We start from the raw sequence: 19,248 nt of genomic DNA, 5'->3' as shown, positions 1-19,248 counted from the left end.
GGTCGGATTCGGCTCACAGGACGCGGGAACCGCTGCTGCCCGGTCGTTTCACCTCGATCCGCCGTCGCCGCCGCGGCGGATCGACGGGTGTGGCCGGTCAGGTGGGCGGGGGTGTGCAGCGGGGGCAGAAGTAGATGCCGCGGTCGGCTCGGGACAGGGTGGGATCGTCGGCCAGGAGGTGGACGACGATGCCGGTCCCGCAGCGGCGGCAGGGTTGGCGTTGGCGGCCGTAGACCAGGACCCGGCGGGGTGGGGATGTCACCGCCTGCAGGAGGATTCGGCGGGACTCCTCGACCAGGGCGGTCAGGTCGTCGATCGCGCCGACGGGGGTGGCCGGGTGGATCCGGCGGAGGTAGCAGGTCTCGCTGCGGTAGATGTTGCCGATGCCCGCCAGGTTCGTCTGGTCCAGCAGGGCCAGGCCGATCGGGCGCTCGGGGCGTGCGGTGAGACGGCGGACCGCCTCGGCCGCATCCCAATTCGGGCCGAGCAGGTCGGGGCCGAGGTGGTCCACGGCGGTGTGTTCGTCCCTGCGGGGCAGCACCCGCACCAGACCGAGGGAGAACCCCACGGCCTCCGCGTCTGCGGTGCCCAGGATCAGGCGGGCGGTGAAACCCGGCTTGGTCCAGCGCTGTCCGGGTTCGTACACGCGCCACACACCCTCCATTTTGAGGTGGGTGTGGATGCTCAGCTCGGGGGTGCGGACGAACAGGTGCTTGCCGTAGCTGCCGACACTCTCCACCGGCTGCCCGCGCAGATCGAGCGTCGCGTACCGCGGCACCCGGAAGTCGCTGCGCGTCAGCGTCTTCCCGTCCAGGGCCTTCCGCAGTCGCGCGGCGGCCAGGTACACGGTGTCACCCTCGGGCACGGTGATCCCCGGTCGTTCGCCCGGGTCGCCGAAGCGGGCTCACGGGCGGCTGCGCAATCGGAAACCCTTGGGGGTGGCGGCGAAACCGGCGTGGGTCAGGAAATCGGCGAAGGTGTTGCCGTGCACCGACTCACCGTCCACACGGTCGATGACGAGGGAGTCGACGCGGCGGCCGGTGACCAGGGCGGCGAGTTCCGCCGCCCCGGCGGCGCGGACGGCGGGGTCCTCGGTGAAGGTGAGCAGCGTCTTCCCGCCGCGCTCGAGGTAGAGCGCGAGCTCGCCCTCGACCAGCACGACCAGGGCGCCCGCCTTGCGGCCCGGACGGTGGCCCGCGCCTTCGGCGGCCGATTTGGGCCAGGGCAGCGCCGCGCCGTAAGGATTGGCCGGATCACAGGCGGCGAGCACGAGCGCCCGGCCCGCCGGCTCCCCGTCGCCGGGGGTGCGCGTGCGGTCGGTGTCGAAGGAGCGCAGGCGATCCACCACATCGGTGGTCGAGAACTGCGCGCCGCCCAGCGAATCCACGAAGTATCCACGCCGGCAGCGCCCGCGATCCTCGAACTCGGTGAGCACCCGGTACATCAGCGCGAACCCGCCGGCCACACCCTCGCTCTGCACCGAACCGCGCGTCAGCACGCCGTAGCGCTCGAGCAGGATATCGGCCGTCGCGTGGGCGCGGATCGTATTGTCCGACACCCGATCCGGCAGCAGCGACCAGCGCCCTGCGGTGTTCGGCGGGCTGGTCCGCGCGGGAACCCCGGTGCGCGGCAGATACATTCGCCCCCGGGGCGCGCGGCGCGGGGTGCGATGCGCGGTGGTGGTGCGCGTGGTGCCGGACAGCATGGCGCGCACCGGCGCGAAGGTATCCCCGGCCACGTACCCGGCCCACACCAGCTCCCACAGCGCCGACACCACCGCCGACTCGGACTCGATTCCGGACGTGTCCATCAACTGCCGGAAGAAGTACGCACCGCCGCCGCTCGGCGAAACCACCTGACCGCCCGCCGCCGAAGCGCCGCCGATCACGGTGGCCCCCAACGCCATCAGCAGGCTGATCTGCGTCTCGCCGAGATCGATGTCGTCCGGCGGGGGCAGGGTCAGGCCCGCCTGCTCGGCCGGATGCAACGCGATCCAGCCGTCCTTTGCGGTGATCGACCCGTGCCCCGACCACAGCACCTCGCCGGTGGCCATGAGCTCGTCGAGCATGGCGGGGGAGTAGTCCCGCACCCGGGCGGGCAGGATCAGCGACTCCCAGGCCGACGCCGGGATCGGCACGCCCGCAAGCTGTTCCACCACCGCCGCCACGCCGTCCACCCCGCGCAGCTCGCCGGTGCCGATGTGCTGCCAGGCGGGCAGGAACCGGCCGAGCGCGGCGGTCGTGACCGGCTCCACCTCCTTGCGGGCCGCGGCCAGCGACCGGCGGCGCAGGCGGCGCAGCACCTCGCTGTCGCACCATTCCGTCCCGGTCGCCCCGGGCGTGAATTCGCCCTCCACCAGCCGCTTCTCGGCGTGCAGCCGGTGCAGCGCGGTCGCAGCCACGGCGGTGCCGAGCCCGAAGCGGTGGGCGGCCGCGGCCACGGTGAAGGGTCCGTGCGTGCGGGCATAGCGCCCGAGCAGATCGCCGAGCGGATCGGCGACCGGTTCGATGAACGCGGCCGGAACGCCGATGGGCAGCGGCACGCCCAGCGCGTCGCGCAGGCGCGCGGCATCCTCGATGGCGACCCACCACGTCGATCCCGCGAACGAGACCTCCAGCGCCCGATGGGCTTTCACCAGCTCACCGAACCACGGCCGCGGATCGTCCGTACTGCGGTCGGCCGCCTCGGCGGCGGTCACCGGCCCCAGCAGGCGCAGCAGGTCGGCGAGTCCCTCCATGTCCCGCGCCTGCCGCTCCGGGGTGAGCCGCTGCAGTTCCCGCTCGGTCAGGGCCAGCACCTCGGGATCGAGCAGCTCGCGCAGCTCGACCCGGCCCAGCAGCTCGGCCAGCAGACTCGAATCCAGCGACAGCGCCGCCGCCCGCCGCTCGGCCAGCGGACTGTCGCCCTCGTACAGGAACTGCCCGACGTATTCGAACAGCAGCGAATTCGCGAACGGCGAGGGCGTCGCGGTCTCGACCTCGATCAGCCGCAGTTGCCTGCGAGCCAAGCGGCCCAGCAGATCTCGCAGCGACGGCAGGTCGTACACGTCCTGCAGGCATTCGCGCACGGTCTCGAGCAGCATCGGGAAATCCGGGAACTTGCGTGCCACATCGAGCAGCTGCGCCGACCGCTGGCGCTGCTGCCACAGCGGCGCGCGCCGGCCCGGATCGCGCCGGGGCAGCAGCAGCGCCCGCGCCGAACACTCCCGGAAGCGCGAGGCGAACAGCGCCGACCCGCCGACCTGCTCGGTCACCAGGTCGTCGATCTCGTCCGGCTCGAACACGAACAACTCCGCACCCGGCGGCTCGTCGGTGGTGTCCGGCAACCGCACCACGATGCCGTCGTCGGACGCGGTCGGCGCGGCATCGACCCCGAACCGTTCGCGCAGTCGCGCCCCCACCGCCAGCGCCCACGGCGCGTGCACCGGCATCCCGTACGGCGAGTGCAACACCACCCGCCAGTCACCCAGCTCGTCCCGGAACCGCTCGACCACCAGGGTCTTGTCGGTGGGCAGTTGCCCGGTCGCCTCCCGCTGCTCGGCCAGCAGCGCGACGAGATTCCCCGTCGCGTTGGCGTCCAGCCCCGCCGTGGCGGCGACCCGCTCCAGTTCGGTGACCGGCGCGCTGTTCGCATCCTTGCCCGCGGCCTTCTTCGAGCGTGCGCCGCGAGGCTTCGCGCCCGGGGGATCGGTGGCATCGGGCACGCCCGCCGAACCCGTGTCGAGCCCGGCCACCCCGGCGGCCGGCCCGTGGGCGTCGCGAGTCTTCGAGTCCCGCGGTTCGCCGCCGGTCGCATCCGCCGCATCCGCACCGAGCGTGGATGCGGGCAAACTCGCGGCCTTCTTCCCGCGCGGGCCACGGGGTTTCGAGTCCTGGGCCGCGGCGGCATCGGTCGCGCCCGTCGCGCTCTCGCTGAACTCCGCCATCGCGGTGGCGAGGGGGACGGGCGTCGCGGGATCCCGCCGCCGATCCCCGGACCCGTCGAGCCCGGCGCGCGAATCGGTGTGCTGTTCCACGGCCTTGCCCGCCGTGCGCACGAATTCACCCAGGGCCGCGCCCAACTCGGCCGGGCGGCCGAGGGAATCGCCGTGCCAGAACGGTAGCCGGCCCGGCAGGCCGAAGGCCGGGGTGACCAGGACGCGGTCGAAGGTGATCTCCTCGATGCGCCAGCTGGTCGCGCCGAGGGCGAACACGTCGCCCACGCGGGACTCGTAGACCATCTCCTCGTCGAGTTCGCCCACGCGCGAAGCCTTCTCGCCGACCATGAAGACCGGGAACAGACCGCGGTCGGGGATCGCGCCGCCGGAGGTGACCGCCAGGCGCTGCGCCCCCGGCCGCCCGGTGAGCGTGCCCGCGTCGCGATCCCACACGATGCGCGGGCGCAGTTCGGCGAACTCGTCCGAGGGATAGCGCCCCGCGAGCAGATCCAGCACCGAGTCGAACGCCGAACGGGGAAGGGCCGCATAGCTGCCCGTGCTCCGCACCGTCTCGAACCAGGTCTCGGCGTCGATCGGCTCCAGCGCGCACGCCGCCACCGTCTGCTGCGCCAGGATGTCCAGGGGATGCGCCGGAATGCGCAGCCGCTCGATCTGCCCGGTGATCATCCGCTGGGCGGCCACCGCGCAGTGCACGACATCGGTGCGATGCTTGGGAAAGAGCACACCGCGCGAGATCTCACCCACCTGGTGCCCGGCGCGCCCCACCCGCTGCAACCCGCTGGCGACCGACGGCGGGGCCTCCACCTGCACCACCAATTCGACCGCGCCCATATCGATTCCGAGCTCCAGGCTGCTGGTCGCCACCACGCAGCGCAGCCGCCCGCTCTTGAGATCGTCCTCGATGATGGCGCGCTGTTCCTTGCTCACCGACCCGTGATGCGCCCGCGCCAGCAGCGGCGCGGCGCCGTGGATCACCTCGGTCGAGGGACCCAGCTGCGCGGGCGGCGCGTGCTCGGTCTCCACTGGCTCGCCGAGCCTGCCCGCGTACTCCTCGTTCAGGCGCGCGGTGAGCCGCTCGGCCAGCCGCCGCGAATTCGCGAACACGATCGAGGACCGGTGCTCGAGCACCAGATCCACGATGGCCTCGTCCACGTGCGGCCAGATCGACCCCGGCTGCCCCGAATCCGCCCCGCCCGCATCGGGTTCGGTCATGTCCGCCACCGGCACCCGCACCGACAGATCGAAGGTCTTGGGCGCGGGCGGATTCACGATGGTGATGGGCGCGGCCCCCACCAGGAACCGGCCCACTTCCTCGGGCGGCCGCACCGTCGCCGACAGGCCGATGCGCTGGGCGGGGCGCTCGGTCAGCCCGTCCAGCCGGGCCAGGGAAAGCGCCAGGTGCGCACCGCGTTTGGAGCCGGCGATGGCGTGCACCTCGTCCACGATGACCGTGTGCACCCCGCTCAGCGCCTCCCGCGACGCCGAGGTGAGCATGAGGAACAGCGATTCGGGCGTGGTGATGAGAATGTCGGGCGGCGTGCGCTGCATCAGCCGGCGTGCCGCGGGCGTCGTGTCCCCGGACCGCACGCCCACGCTGATCTCCGGCGCGGGCAGCCCGAGCCGCTTCGCCGTCTGGGTGATACCCACCAGCGGCGCGCGCAGATTGCGCTCGACGTCCACGGCGAGCGCCTTCAGCGGCGAGATGTAGAGCACCGAGGTCGTGCGCCGGGGCGCCTCCTCGGCCTTCGCGCCCCGCTCGGCCTTGGCCGGCGCGGGCGGCTCCGGCGGCCGGGTGGCCAGCCTGTCGATCGCCCACAGGAACGCGGACAGCGTTTTGCCGGAGCCGGTGGGCGCGATGACCAGCGTGTGCTCACCCGCGGCGATGGCCTGCCAGGCCCCCAGCTGGGCGGACGTCGGCGCGGGAAAGGCGCCGTCGAACCACTGCCGGGTCGCGGGAGAGAACCGATCCATGGCCCCAGTCTGCACCCCCGCACCGACAGTCCGGCGCGACCGCGCAGGTCCCCCCGGTGACGGCGGGGAAACCGGACGGTCGAGCCGAGCGAAGGGCGGGCAATCGGATTACGCCCGCCGGCCCCACGCGTACGCTTCCAACCGTGCAGAAGGTGCTTCGACTCGATTTGGTCAGTCACGGAATGACCGAGGCGATGCGAAAGGCACGATTCCCGGTCGACGAACCACTCACCGAAGCCGGCCGCCGCGCGGTGTCCGCCGCGGGCCGCATGCACGACGCCCGCGTGCTCACCGCCCCCGAACGCCGCACCGTCGAAACCGCCGCGCTCATGGGCCTGCTGGGCGCCGAGGACGACCGATTACGCGACCTCGACGCCGGAGCCTGGCGCGGCGGCGAGCTCATGTCGGTTCCCAAGGAGGACCTGTACCTGTGGCTGACCGACCCGAGCTATCGCGGGCACGGCGGCGAATCGGTGGTCGACGTGATCGAGCGCACCGGCGAATGGCTGGCCGACATCGCCGCCGAGGGCGAACCCACGATCGCGATCACCCACCCCGCGGTCGTGCGCGCCGCGCTGCTGGTCACCCTGGACGCGCCCGCGAAGTCGTTCTGGCGCATAGACGTTCCGCCGGTGAACATCACCAGCCTGCACTACCGCGGGGAATGGACCCTGCACTTCCGGCCCTGAGCCGCCCGCCCCGGCACGACGCTGTGCCGCCGCTCGCCACACCGGCGCAACCCCCGCGACGCCGACTCCGTCAGCGCCCGCCGAGCCCGAACCCGTGGCGTCGCCCGCCGCGCACGGCGTTGCCCTCCGGAACAGCGGTTGCCCTCCCGCACGACGTCGCCCACCACACTCACTCCCACGCCCGTGGTCAGGCCCCCGCGACCGCCGGTCCGGCCGGGCGCAGCGCACCGCCGAACATCTCTCGCACGGCATCGGTGATCAGTTGCGCCGAGATGCTCGGGTCGATCGCGCGCATGATGCCGAGTCCCACCCCGAGTCCGAGGATCGCGTTGGCGGCGTCCTCGGGGGGCAGCGGCAGTGTCAGCTCCATGGAGTCGGCCAGCGACTGCAATTGCGCGGCGATGGCCCCGCGCACGATCGACAGGCTGGAGATCAGCCCGGCCTGCAGTGCCGGGTCCTCCCGCGCGACGATCGCGAACTCGAACTCCAGCATGGTCCAGCCCACGTCACCGAGGGTGTGCTCGGCCCAGCTCTGGAACCGCCCGAGCCGTTCCTCGAGGGTGCCGCCGCCTTCGAGAAGTTCCCCGGCCTCGCCGAACTTGGTCTCGTGGATCAGCTCGATCACCTCGAGCCCGAGCGCGGACTTGGTCTTGAAGTTCGAGTACACCGCGCCCTTGGAGTAGCCCGCCTCCTCGGCGACCCGTTCCAGGCTGGTCTTGGCATAGCCCTCGGTCAGAAAGAGGTCGCGGGCGGTCGCGAGCAGTTCCGCGCGGGTGCGGGCCTGGGTTTCGGTCCGGGTCAGTCGTGCCATGGGTCGATTCTATGTACCTCCGGATTCGGGATACCGCCGGTATCCCGAAACTGCTAGTGTCTGAAACCATGAGTACTAGGAACGGGGCACAGCGACGTGGCCTGGCCATCGGCTGCGGGGGAACGCTGGGCGCGGCATGGATCGTGGCGGCGCTGGCCGCCGCGCGCGACGTGCTGGACTGGGATCCGCGCACCGCGGACGTCATGATCGGCACCTCCGCCGGCGCCGAGATGCTGACCATGCTCGGCAGCGGCGTCGGCGTCGACGACCTCGTCGCCATGCAGGACGGCACCACGACCGACCCCATCCTCGCGTCGCACATGCGCTGCGAGCCGAATCGCTTTCCGCCACTACCGCGCCCGCGCCTGGGCGCGCCCGCCCGTGCCGCGCGCGAACTGCTGGCCCGGCCCGGCAACGGCCACGCCCTGCTCACCGCGGGCAGCGGGCTGCTGCCGATCGGCGGCGGCGATCCCGGCTGGCTGCAACGCCTGGCCGACCGGCTGAACCCCGGCGGCGGCTGGGTCGCGCATCCCGCGACCTGGCTGGTGGCCATGGACGACGCCACCGGCGAACGCGTGGCCTTCGGCTCCCCGAACGCACCCGAAGCGAGTCTCGGTGCGGCCCTGCGGGCTTCGTGGGGCGTACCCGGCTGGTTCCCGCCCGTGCCGATCGCGGGCCGCACCTTCATCGACGGCGGCGCGGCCTCCACCGCCTCGGTCGACCTGCTGATTCCGGCGAACCTCGACGAGGTCGTCGTCATCGCACCCATGGCCTCGCCCGGACGGCTGCCCGCCACCGGCGCGGGACACCTCCTCGAACGCCAGCTGCGAAACCGTATGAGCGCCAAGCTCGACGCCGAGATCGCCCAGCTGCGCGCGAGCGGGACCAAGGTGCTGTACCTGGGCGCCTCGGCCGAGGACCTCGCCGTCATGGGCCCCAACTTCATGGACGGCCGCCGCCGCCGCGCCACCTTCGAGCACAGCCTGATCAGCACCCGGAAAGCGCTGTCGCAAGCCGCTTTCGAATGAGTCACCCGCGGCGGCGGGAGCCCGCCGCGCCCCGCCCGCACCCGCGCGGTGCCCGGCACGCCACACCCGCACGACACAGGAGTCAGCAATGAGCGTTCTCGGAAAGAACTATCCGGCAATCGATATCAACGGCGCGCGCGTGCTCATCACCGGCGGTGGCCGGGGCATCGGCCAGGCCACCGCGGAACTCTTCGCCGCCAAGGGCGCGCGCATCGCCATCGCCGACGTGGATCTCGCGGCCGGTGAGGCCGCCGCGGCCGCACTGGACGGCCGCGCCTACGAACTCGACGTACGCGATCGCGGCCAGTGGGACAAGGTCGTCGCCGACTTCGGCCCCGTCGACATCCTGATCAACAACGCGGGCGTCATGCCCGCCGGCGCGTTCCTCGAGGAATCGGACGCGGTGGGCCGCAGCAGCATCGACATCAACGTGTGGGGCCTCATCCACGGTATGCGCGCGGTGGTCCCCGGCATGATCGAGCGCGGCCGCGGCCACGTGGTGAACGTCGCCTCCCTCGCCGGCAAGGTCCCGATCCCGGGGCTGGCGGTCTACAACGCCAGCAAGTTCGCCGCCGTCGGACTGTCCGCGGCGACGCGCCTGGAATTCGAACCGCAGGGCGTCAGCGTCAGCTGCGTCATGCCTTCCGCCGTGCGCACCCGCCTGTCCTCGGGCCTGACCCTGGGCGCGGGCCTGCCCACCGTCGACCCCGAGGACGTCGCCGCCGCCATTGTCGGCACCGTGCGCAGCCGCCGGGCCGAAGTCGCCGTGCCCAACTACCTCGCGCCCGTCGAGGTGGCCCTGGCCGCCGCCCCCGAGGCCGCCGTGCGCCTGGTCCGCCGCCTCTTCAACGGCGACCGCGCCCTGCACCCCTCGGACGAGACGACCCGCGCCCGCTACGAGGCCCAGATCCGCGCCATCAGCGAGGACTGAAACCGCCTGTCGGTGGCCCGGACCGCATGGGGGGTTCGGGCCACCCGGGGCGGTCTCCCCGCCCGGGCACTCGCGCGCTACTCGAACCGAATGCCCTGGGCCAGCGGCAGTTCGGTCGAATAGTTGACCGTGTTGGTCGCCCGGCGCATGTACGACTTCCAGGAGTCCGTGCCAGACTCGCGGCCGCCGCCGGTCTGCTTCTCACCTCCGAACGCGCCGCCGATCTCGGCGCCCGAGGTGCCGATGTTCACGTTCGCGATACCGCAGTCCGAGCCGTCGGGGCCCAGGAACCGTTCGGCCTCGCGCTGGTTCCGGGTGAAGATCGCGGACGAAAGTCCCTGTGGCACCGCGTTGTGCAGCTCGATGGCGGCGTCGAAGTCGCGGTAGGTGAGCGCGTACAGGATCGGCGCGAAAGTCTCCTCGCGCACCACCGCCGTCTGCGCGGGCATCCGGACCAGGGCGGGGCGCACGTAGTACGCGTCCGGGTGCGGGCCCGCCACTCGTTCACCACCGCAGAGCAATTCGCCGCCGTCGGCCTGCGCCCGCTCCAGCGCGTCGCGCATCCCAGCGTAGGACCGCTCGTTGATCAGCGGGCCGACCAATACGCCCTCCTCCAGCGGATTGCCCACGCGCAGTTGGCGATAGGCCGCCGCCACCCGGTCCAGCAGCGGCCCGGCGACATCGGCGTGCACGATCAGCCGCCGCAGCGTCGTGCAGCGCTGCCCGGCCGTACCCGCCGCGGCGAACACGATGCCCCGCGCGGCCAGATCCAGATCGGCCGACGGCGTCACCACCGCGCCGTTGTTGCCGCCCAGCTCCAGCAGCGCGCGCCCGAAACGAGCGGCCACCCGGGGTGCGACCAACTGCCCCATGCGCACCGACCCGGTGGCGCTCACCAGCGCCACCCGGGGATCGTCCACGAGGCGCTCGCCGATCTCGCCGCCGCCCTGAATCAACTGGTGCACTTGCGGATCCGCGCCGACGTCCGCCGCCGCCCGCTGGAGCAGCGTGTGACACGCCAGCGCGGTCAACGGCGTCGCCTCGGACGGCTTCCACACGACGGTGTCCCCGCACACCAGCGCCAGCGCGGTGTTCCACGCCCACACCGCGACCGGGAAATTGAACGCCGAGATGACCCCGACCACGCCGAGCGGATGCCAGGTCTCCATCAGCCGATGTCCCGGGCGCTCGGAAGGCATGGTGAGCCCGTACAACTGGCGCGAGAGCCCGATGGCGAACTCGCAGATGTCGATCATCTCCTGGACCTCGCCGCGCGCCTCGGCGCCGATCTTGCCGGCCTCCAGGGTGACCAGTTCGCCGAGTTCGGCCTGGTGCTCGGTGAGCAACTGCGCGAGGCGGCGCACCACCGCCGCGCGCTGCGGCGCGGGCACTGTGCGCCAGGCGTGGAAGGCGGTCGCGGCGCGCTCGACGGCCGCGTCCACCTCCGGCGGGGTGCTCGGGCGCAGCGTGGCGAGTTCGCCGCCGGTGATCGGCGTGCGCACCGAGAGTGCGCCCGATTCAGGCGATTTCGCGCCGAGGGCGTGCAGCAGCGCGGCGGTGCGCAGGCGTAGATCGGCGGTGGTGTCGGCGGTGAGCGCGGAAGTCATGGGCAGCTCCGTACTTGGTCGCGGGCGGAAGGTGCGGGCGTCCGCGACGGCGGCGACGGCCGCCGGCGCGGGGCGCGGGTGTGCGGAAGAGTCGCGGAGACGGTGAGATCGGCCGGAACGAGGGCTTCGCGTACCGGGTTCCGGCCACGAGTTCGGTTCGCTGCGTTAGCCTTCGCTGATGGCGGATACACCGGCGAAACCCGTACTCGACGACATCGATCGTTTGCTGATTCGTGAACTGATCGCCGATGGGCGCGCCACCCTGTCGAATCTGGCCGAGAAAGCCAACCTGTCGGTGTCTGCCGTGCAGTCCCGGGTCCGGCGGCTCGAAGCGCGCGGGGTGATCCGCGGCTACACCGCCAACGTGGATCCCGAAGCGCTCGGTCAGCTGCTCTCGGCATTCGTCGCGATCACTCCTCTCGACCCGTCGCAACCCGATGACGCACCCGCACTGCTCCAGCACATCCCGGGCATCGAGGCGTGCCATTCGGTGGCCGGTGACGAGAGCTACATGCTACTGGTGCGAGTGGCTTCGCCCCGGCATCTGGAGCAGCTGCTGCAGGAGATCCGCGCGACGGCCAATGTCCGGACACGAAGCACCATCATTCTGCAGACATTCTATGACAAGTAGGTCTCTTCCGTAATTACTTCGGAAGTTGCGGGCAAGACCGTAAAAATTCATTTACGCTAGGTCTGTGACCCTCGAACTCGATCGGCTCGGGGCGGTAGCCGAAACGCCACTGGTCACCCCCGCCCGGGTGCATGAAATCCTGTCCGCGAGCATCCTCGCGGACGGCTTCGATCTGGTCCTGGATCTGCGCAAATCGCGCGGCCGCCGACTGGTCGACGCCCGCGACGGCACGGCATACCTGGATATGTTCGGCTTCTTCGCCTCCTCGGCGCTGGGCATGAACCATCCGGCTCTGGTCGGGGACCGCCGGTTCCTGGCCAACCTCACGGCCGCTGCCTTGAACAAGCCCAGCAACTCCGACGTCTACACCGTGGAGATGGCACGGTTCGTGGACACCTTCGCCCGCGTCCTCGGCGACCCCCGGCTCCCGCACCTGTTCTTCATAGACGGCGGCGGCCTCGCTGTGGAGAACGCGCTCAAGGCGGCCTTCGACTGGAAGTCCCGGCACAACGAGATGCACGGGCGCGCACCGGAACTCGGCACCAAGGTGCTGCATCTGACCGGCGCCTTCCACGGCCGCACCGGATACACGCTCTCGCTCACCAACACCGACCCGGTCAAGACCGCGCGCTTCCCGAAGTTCGACTGGCCGCGGATCGACACCCCCTACGTCGGAACCGACCACCCCGACATCGAGGCCGCCGAGCAGCGCGCCCTCGACCAGATCGCCCGCGCCTTCGCCGAAAACCCGCACGACATAGCGTGTTTCATCGCCGAGCCCATCCAGGGCGAAGGCGGCGACCGGCACCTGCGGGGCGAGTTCCTGCGCGCGGTCCAGGAACTGTGTCACGCCAACGACGCCCTGTTCATCATGGACGAGGTCCAGACCGGCGTCGGACTGACCGGAACCATGTGGGCCTACCAGCAATTGGGCGTCGAGCCCGACGTGGTGGCCTTCGGCAAGAAGACGCAGGTCTGCGGCATCATGGCCGGCGGCCGCGTGGACGAGGTGCCGGACAACGTGTTCCGCGTCAGCTCCCGGCTCAACTCCACCTGGGGCGGCAACCTCGCCGACATGGTCCGGGCCCGGCGGGTCTTCGAGGTTATCGACCGCGAAGGACTGGTGGAGCGCGCCGCCCTCCTGGGACCGCAGCTGCTGGACCGGCTCACCGCCCTGGCCGCGGCGCATCCGGAGGTCTCCGAACCGCGCGGCCGCGGGCTCATGTGCGCCATCACCCTCGAATCGGGACGGCTGCGCGACACCGTCGTCGAGCGCATGCGGGAACAGGAGCGGGTGCTGATCCTGGGGTCGGGGGAGCGGGGCATCCGCTTCCGCCCGCCGCTCACGGTCACCGTCGAGGAACTGGACGAGGCCGTGGACGCGCTCGAACGCGTACTGGACTGAGCCCCAGCCGATTGCGACGGACCCGAGCCGATCGCGCTCGCACGATCGGCTCGGGTCCGAGTGGCTCGCCCTTGTACCGCACGAGCCGGAGAATTGCCGTGCGCCGCGGGACGCCCGGCGCGGACGGCTCCCCGCGCAGGGTTCGCCCCGCGCGGGGCCGTACACCGTAATGCCGCGTACCACCCGGTACTCCGGGCAACACCCGGCGAAATCCCTTGTGCCCTCCTAGAATTACCGGGCATGTCAGTCCGCCGTCATGTCGGTGTGACACCGTGCGCCACGTGATCGCGCATCGTGTACGCCCGCTGCTGGCCGCCGCGTTGCTCGCGCTGGCCGGTTGCTCCGGTGACGGCGGCATCGAAGGGACCGGAACCGGCACCGCCGGAACAACTTCCGCCCCGACAGTCACCGCACCCGCGAGCACGAGCGCCGCCGCGCCCACCACCACCGCGTCCGCCCAGCACCTCCTGCCGGGCATGCCCGCGCCGCTCTCGGGGACCGACGTGTACGCCGCCACCCGCGAACTCGATCCGACCGTGCTGGGCCACCTGCCGCGCGTCTACGTGCCCAACAGCGAGTCGCACACCATCACCGTCATCGACCCCGCCACCTTCCGGGTCGTGGACTCCTACCCGTCCGGCGGCATCGAACCGCAGCACGTCGTGCCCTCCTACGACCTGCAGACGCTCTACGCCAACAACGATCTCCCGATCGGCGGCGGCAGCCTGCTGCCCATCGACCCGCGCACCGGCGAACCCGGCACGCCGATCCCGGTCCGCGATCCGTACAACATGTACTTCACCCCGGACGGCCGCTACGCGCTCGTGGTGGCCGAGGCCGACCGGTCCCTGGACTTCTACGATCCGCACACCTGGCAGCTCTCGCACGCCATCGCCGTCCCCGACTGCGGCGGGGTGAACCACATGGACTTCACCGCCGACGGCCGCACCGCCCTGGTGAGCTGTGAGTTCAGCGGGCGCATGGCGGTGGTGGACATCGCCGGGATGCGCCTGGTCCGCATGATCGACCTGCCGCAGGGCCGCTCGGGCAAGCCGCAGGACGTCAAACTCTCCCCGGACGGGCGCACCTTCTACGTCGCGGACATGATCGCCAACGGCGTCTACGTCTTCGACGCCGCGACCTTCGAGAACACCGCCTTCGTGCCGACCGGGCACGGTGCGCACGGGCTCTACGTCACCCGCGACTCCCGGGCGATGCTCATCACCAACCGGCACGCGGGCTCGATCTCGGTGTGGGATTTCGCGGCGGGCGGGCTGGTGCGCACGTGGCAGCTGCCCGGCGGCGGCAGTCCGGATATGGGCAATCTCTCCGCAGACGGGCGCGTCTTCTGGGTGTCGGGGCGGCACCACGGCGAGGTCTACGCGATCGACGTGGTCGAGTGGAAGCTGTTGGCGCGCATACCCGTCGGGCGCGGTGCGCACGGACTCACGGTCTGGCCGCAGCCCGGCCGGTACTCGACGGGTCACACGGGGGTGATGCGCTGACGACTCCCGGGTATCGATATTTTTTCGGTGCGAGGCCCGCGAAGGCCGGGGAAATGGCTTCCCACCTGCGGGTTTCTACTGGCGTGCAGTCAATAACCGTACTCACGAGTAGCACCTACGGGATTAACAGACGGCACTGGTACTGGTTACACTCCCCGGCATGACGAGTGTCCAGCAGCAGCCTTCGCCGGGGTCGGCGGGCGCCCCAGATATCCACACGACCGCCGGGAAGCTGGCTGATCTGCGGAACAGGCTCGATGAAGCCCAGCATCCGATGGGTGAAGCCGCCGTCGACAAGGTCCACGCCAAGGGCAAGATGACCGCGCGCGAGCGCATCCTCGCCCTGCTCGACGAGGGCTCCTTCGTCGAGCTCGACGCGCTGGCCCGCCACCGCAGCGTCAATTTCGGCCTGGAGAACCAGCGTCCGCTCGGCGACGGCGTGGTGACCGGTTACGGCACCATCGACGGCCGCGACGTCTGCATCTTCTCCCAGGACGTCACCGTCTTCGGCGGCTCGCTCGGCGAGGTCTACGGCGAGAAGATCGTCAAGGTCATGGACCTGGCCCTCAAGACCGGCCGTCCGCTCGTCGGCATCAACGAGGGCGCGGGCGCGCGCATCCAGGAGGGCGTCGTCTCCCTGGGCCTCTACGGCGAGATCTTCCACCGCAACATCCAGGCCTCCGGCGTGATCCCGCAGATCTCGCTCATCATGGGCCCGGCCGCCGGCGGCCACGTGTACTCCCCGGCCCTGACCGACTTCGTCGTCATGGTCGACCAGACCTCGCAGATGTTCGTCACCGGACCCGACGTGATCAAGACCGTCACCGGTGAAGAGGTCACCATGGAGGAGCTGGGCGGCGCCCAGACCCACATGGTCAAGTCCGGTGTGGCGCACTACGTCGCCTCCGGCGAGCAGGACGCCCTGGACTACGTGAAGGACCTGCTGGGCTACCTGCCGAGCAACAACCGCGCCGAGGCCCCGCGCCACGCCGCCACCGACCCGATCGTCGGCGCCATCGAGGAATCCCTCACCGAGGACGACCTCGCGCTCGACACGATCATCCCGGACTCCCCGAACCAGCCGTACGACATGCACGAGGTCATTCGCTCCCTCGTTGACGACGACGAGTTCCTCGAGGTCCAGGCCGAGCGCGCGATGAACATCATCGTCGGCTTCGCCCGCATCGACGGCCGCAGCGTCGGCTTCGTGGCCAACCAGCCCTCGCAGTTCGCGGGCTGCCTGGACATCGACGCCTCGGAGAAGGCCGCGCGCTTCGTGCGCACCTGCGACGCCTTCAACATCCCGATCATCACCCTGGTGGACGTTCCGGGCTTCCTGCCGGGCACCGGGCAGGAATACAACGGCATCATCCGCCGCGGCGCCAAGCTCCTTTATGCCTACGGCGAGGCCACTGTGGGTAAGATCACAATCATTACCCGCAAGGCCTACGGTGGCGCCTACGACGTCATGGGTTCCAAGCACATGGGCGCCGATGTGAACCTGGCCTGGCCGACCGCCCAGATCGCTGTCATGGGCGCCTCCGGCGCGGTGGGCTTCGTCTACCGCAAGCAACTCAAGGACGCGGCCGCCGAGGGCGCCGACGTCGACGCGCTGCGCCTGGAACTCCAGAACGAATACGAGGACACCCTGGTCAACCCGTACGTGGCCGCCGAGCGCGGTTACGTCGACGCGGTCATCCCGCCCTCGCACACCCGCGGCCAGATCGTGTCGGCGCTGCGGCTGCTCGAGCGCAAGATGGTGACCCTGCCGCCGAAGAAGCACGGCAACATTCCGCTCTGAATCGGCGATAACCGCGGTATGCGGCGCACACTGTGGACAGGGCCCCGGTACGGCTCGTGCCGTGGCCCTCGTACCGCGCAAGATCGCCCCATCCGAGCAAAGATGGTAGGAATCGTCCCTCGCCCCTCGGGGGACGTAACGAATACCGTTCGCGGATCCGAACAACCATCCGTGAACCCGCCGCGTTACCCGCGTGGCAATTGGACAGGAGGACTGGCGCTGTGACGACCATGGCTGACGAAGAAATACTGCGCGCCGCCGAACTGGATCTAGCCGTCGATGGATTGACGGAAGCGGTCGAAACGGCTGTGGCCGATGCCGAACCGTCGAGCACGGGTCCGATCGTTCAGGTTCTGAAGGGCAATCCCACCGATCTCGAACTGGCCGCCCTGGTCGCGGTCATCGCCGCCGCCGCGAGCGTGCCCGCCGGCTCCGGCGCGAGCGGCCCCCTGGACGCGTGGGGGCGTCCCACCCTGCTGCATCGCGGCTCCTCGCCGTTCTCCCCGTACGCCTTCCCGGCGCTGTCGCACCTGCGCGACTGAACTCGGTGACGACCTTCGTACTGGCGTCACAATCCCCGGCCCGGCTCGGCGTCCTGCGCACCGCGGGCGTCGAACCGGTGGTGCGGGTGTCGAACGTGGACGAGGACGCGGTGGCCGCGGCGCTGCCGCCCGGCACCGCACCCGACCGGGTGGTCATCGAACTGGCCCGGGCCAAGGCGCTCGACATCGCCGCCGGGATCGGCGGCGAATTCCCCGATTCCGTTGTGGTGGGCTGTGATTCGATGCTGCTCGTGGACGGCGAGCTGCAGGGCAAACCACTCACCCCCGAGGTGGCGCGCAAACGCTGGGCCGTGATGGCCGGGCGCAGCGCCGACCTGCTCACCGGCCACTGCGTACTGCGCCTGCGCGACGGCGAGATCGTCGGCGAGGCCGCCGACTGCAGCACCACGACGGTGCACTTCGCCGAACCCGATCCCGCCGAGCTGGAGACCTACATCGCCACCGGCGAGCCACTGCAGGTGGCCGGGGCCTTCACCCTCGACGGCCGCGGCGGCTGGTTCGTCGAGCGCATCGAGGGTGACCCCTCCAGCGTGATCGGTATCGGTCTACCGCTGGTTCGTCGACTGCTTGCCCAGGTGGGGGTCGGTGCTACGGAGCTGTGGAGCGACCCGGTTCGCTGAGGGCGCTATCCGCGGTTCCTCCCCGGCCTCGCCGTTCACCCCGGGCACGCCCTCGGCCGCCCGGGCCTTGATCAGCTCCAGCCGCGTCACGCACAGCTCCGGTTCGACGAACGGGTGCAGCCGTACCGTGACGGTGTCGCGGGCGCCGTTGTGGTCCAGCACTTCCCGGATGAGTCCCAGATGGACTCCGCACACCACTTCGGAATGGGTGCGGGCCAATTCGCGCAGCGGGCACGCGGTGAGCCGGATGAGCGACTGCTCCTCGGTCTCGTCGGCGTGGTCGCGTTCGGGCGCGAATCCGAGTTCGGAGGCGACCGTGATGGTCAGATCGCGCGCGTCCTCGAGAGTTTCGATGGGCTGATCCACCGATTCCAATTTCGAACCCCACGCGCGCCCGGCCGCAATGGCGGCGTCCGAGCGCCTGCGCGGATCGCTGCCGAGCTGATCGGCCAGGACCTGCGCCAATTCCTGATAACCCACCGATCGCTGCACGGCGGTATAGCCGATGCGCGGGCGGCCGCGGCCGCGTGGGGGCTGCTGGAATTGACGGACCAGCGATTCACGCGTGAGGACGTCCAAATGGAAACGAACCGTAGTCACATGTTGGCCGGTGACTCGCGCGAGTTCCTGCGCGTCGAGAGGCTCGCTGGCGCCACGTAGGATCGCGAGCAGTCGTCGTCGCGGCCAAGAATCGGACATAGCTCACCCCTCCTCCCGGGAGACTTTATCGGATGAAGCTGCGCTTAATTCGCCCAATCACCCGATTCGTGATCTGAAACGAGTTTCGTTACCGCCACACGCCTACGATCGTTGTCGAGATTCCAACCGTCGATACCCAATCCACCACGCGTGAAGGAACACATCGTGCCCGTTGCTTCGGATCCGCATCCATCGTTCGGCTCCTACGCACATCCTCACCGACTAGTAACCACAGAATGGCTGTCGGCAAACATCGGCGCGCCGGGGATCAAGATCGTGGAGTCCAACGAAGACATATTGCTATACGACATCGGGCATGTCCCGGGCGCCATCAAGATCGATTGGCGAACCGAGCTCATCGACGGCCGCACCCGCGATGTGGTCGACGGTGAAACCTTCGCCGCGCTGATGCGCGCCAAGGGCATCGGCCGGGACGACACCGTCGTTCTCTACGGCGATCGGGCCAACGGCACCGCGGCCGCCGCCCTGTGGGTGTTCGCCCTCTTCGGACACGAGGACGTGCGCCTGCTGGACGGCGGGCGCGACGCCTGGATCTCCGAATCCCGCGACGTCACCTTCGACGTGCCCTACCCGATCCACGGCGAATACCCGGTGGTGGACCGGGACGACAAGCACGCCCGCGCCTTCCGTGCCGATGTCATCGCCCACCTCGGCGGCCCGCTCATCGACGCCCGCGTGGCCGAGGAGTACACCGGCGAGCTCGTCATCCTGGACCGTCCCGAGGAGCAGGCCCTGCGGGTCGGCCACATCCCGACCGCGGTGAGCATCCCGTGGAGCGCCTCGATCGCACCGGATTCTCGATTCCGCTCCCGCGCGGAGCTCGATGTCATCTACGGTGAGGTGTCCGCGGGCACCGCCCCCATGGTGTACTCCCGTATCGGCCGCTGGTCCGCCCTAACCTGGTTCGTCCTCACCTACCTCGTCGGTGTTGAAGGCGTCCGCAATTACGACGGCTCCTGGACCGAATGGGCCAACGCCGTGGGCGCGCCAATCGTCACCGGTGAAGACCCGGGCACGGTTGTCTGACTC

The 19,248-nt window shown here is 70.4% G+C and carries 15 protein-coding genes; 10 read left to right on the top strand and 5 right to left on the bottom strand.

The genetic code is table 11. The features are described 5' to 3' along the window. Positions 1-97 precede the first annotated feature (97 nt). Together ACFVBH_RS28170 and ACFVBH_RS28165 are read right to left on the bottom strand one after the other, a co-directional pair. Positions 98-865: a DNA-formamidopyrimidine glycosylase family protein gene (locus ACFVBH_RS28170; RefSeq protein ID WP_379006069.1), complete on the bottom strand. Its 768-nt coding sequence runs from the start codon at positions 863-865 to the stop codon at positions 98-100. 39 nt (positions 866-904) lie between these two features. Continuing rightward, complete coding sequence (locus tag ACFVBH_RS28165) at positions 905-5,908, bottom strand: DEAD/DEAH box helicase (RefSeq protein WP_379006066.1); 5,004 nt, start codon at positions 5,906-5,908, stop codon at positions 905-907. 143 nt (positions 5,909-6,051) lie between these two features. Here ACFVBH_RS28165 and ACFVBH_RS28160 point away from each other — a divergent pair, with 143 nt between their 5' ends. Next, positions 6,052-6,597 carry a histidine phosphatase family protein gene (locus ACFVBH_RS28160; protein ID WP_354990425.1) on the top strand — a complete coding sequence of 182 codons (546 nt, stop codon included), beginning with the start codon at positions 6,052-6,054 and terminating at the stop codon, positions 6,595-6,597. Positions 6,598-6,784: 187 nt separating this feature from the next. Here the strand turns inward: ACFVBH_RS28160 and ACFVBH_RS28155 are convergent, their stop codons facing one another. Continuing rightward, on the bottom strand, positions 6,785-7,408 hold the full coding sequence (locus ACFVBH_RS28155) for a TetR/AcrR family transcriptional regulator (protein ID WP_379006063.1): 624 nt from the start codon (positions 7,406-7,408) through the stop codon (positions 6,785-6,787). 68 nt (positions 7,409-7,476) lie between these two features. Here ACFVBH_RS28155 and ACFVBH_RS28150 point away from each other — a divergent pair, with 68 nt between their 5' ends. Beyond that, a complete protein-coding gene (locus ACFVBH_RS28150; RefSeq protein ID WP_379006061.1) occupies positions 7,477-8,436 on the top strand; it encodes a patatin-like phospholipase family protein in 960 nt (319 codons plus the stop codon). Positions 8,437-8,524: 88 nt separating this feature from the next. Continuing rightward, positions 8,525-9,367 carry an SDR family oxidoreductase gene (locus ACFVBH_RS28145; RefSeq protein WP_379006059.1) on the top strand — a complete coding sequence of 281 codons (843 nt, stop codon included), beginning with the start codon at positions 8,525-8,527 and terminating at the stop codon, positions 9,365-9,367. A gap of 77 nt (positions 9,368-9,444) precedes the next feature. Here the strand turns inward: ACFVBH_RS28145 and ACFVBH_RS28140 are convergent, their stop codons facing one another. Further along, positions 9,445-10,974, bottom strand: coding sequence for an aldehyde dehydrogenase family protein (locus ACFVBH_RS28140; RefSeq protein WP_379006057.1), 1,530 nt, complete (start codon positions 10,972-10,974; stop codon positions 9,445-9,447). Positions 10,975-11,152: 178 nt separating this feature from the next. Here ACFVBH_RS28140 and ACFVBH_RS28135 point away from each other — a divergent pair, with 178 nt between their 5' ends. The 6 genes from ACFVBH_RS28135 to ACFVBH_RS28110 all read left to right on the top strand — a co-directional run bounded on the left by ACFVBH_RS28135 (position 11,153) and on the right by ACFVBH_RS28110 (position 17,499). Then, complete coding sequence (locus ACFVBH_RS28135; RefSeq protein WP_354990430.1) at positions 11,153-11,605, top strand: Lrp/AsnC family transcriptional regulator; 453 nt, start codon at positions 11,153-11,155, stop codon at positions 11,603-11,605. 64 nt (positions 11,606-11,669) lie between these two features. Then, positions 11,670-13,010, top strand: a complete 1,341-nt coding sequence (lat, locus tag ACFVBH_RS28130) for an L-lysine 6-transaminase (RefSeq protein WP_354990431.1) — start codon at positions 11,670-11,672, stop codon at positions 13,008-13,010. 281 nt (positions 13,011-13,291) lie between these two features. Continuing rightward, complete coding sequence (locus ACFVBH_RS28125; protein WP_379006054.1) at positions 13,292-14,515, top strand: beta-propeller fold lactonase family protein; 1,224 nt, start codon at positions 13,292-13,294, stop codon at positions 14,513-14,515. 160 nt (positions 14,516-14,675) lie between these two features. Next, entirely contained in the window at positions 14,676-16,316 is a 1,641-nt protein-coding gene (locus ACFVBH_RS28120) for an acyl-CoA carboxylase subunit beta (protein ID WP_354991218.1), read from the top strand. Between the two features lie 230 nt (positions 16,317-16,546). Next, positions 16,547-16,858 carry an acyl-CoA carboxylase epsilon subunit gene (locus ACFVBH_RS28115; RefSeq protein WP_354991221.1) on the top strand — a complete coding sequence of 104 codons (312 nt, stop codon included), beginning with the start codon at positions 16,547-16,549 and terminating at the stop codon, positions 16,856-16,858. A 5-nt stretch (positions 16,859-16,863) separates the two neighbouring features. Then, the gene (locus ACFVBH_RS28110) at positions 16,864-17,499 is read left to right on the top strand and encodes a nucleoside triphosphate pyrophosphatase (RefSeq protein WP_354991217.1); all 636 of its coding nucleotides are present in this window, start codon (positions 16,864-16,866) and stop codon (positions 17,497-17,499) included. Here the strand turns inward: ACFVBH_RS28110 and ACFVBH_RS28105 are convergent. Then, positions 17,425-18,099 (bottom strand): transcriptional regulator, encoded by a 675-nt coding sequence (locus tag ACFVBH_RS28105; RefSeq protein ID WP_354991216.1) that lies wholly within the window; start codon positions 18,097-18,099, stop codon positions 17,425-17,427. The two genes, ACFVBH_RS28110 and ACFVBH_RS28105, sit on opposite strands and share 75 nt — an antisense overlap. A 264-nt stretch (positions 18,100-18,363) precedes the next feature. Here ACFVBH_RS28105 and ACFVBH_RS28100 point away from each other — a divergent pair, with 264 nt between their 5' ends. Continuing rightward, on the top strand, positions 18,364-19,245 hold the full coding sequence (locus ACFVBH_RS28100; protein ID WP_354991215.1) for a sulfurtransferase: 882 nt from the start codon (positions 18,364-18,366) through the stop codon (positions 19,243-19,245). The last annotated feature ends 3 nt before the right edge of the window (positions 19,246-19,248 follow it).

This window comes from Nocardia sp. NPDC057668, assembly GCF_042799795.1.
GTDB lineage: Bacteria > Actinomycetota > Actinomycetes > Mycobacteriales > Mycobacteriaceae > Nocardia.
The sequence above is the reverse complement of the archived record's forward strand: the minus strand, read 5'-3'. Positions and strand labels throughout refer to the sequence as shown.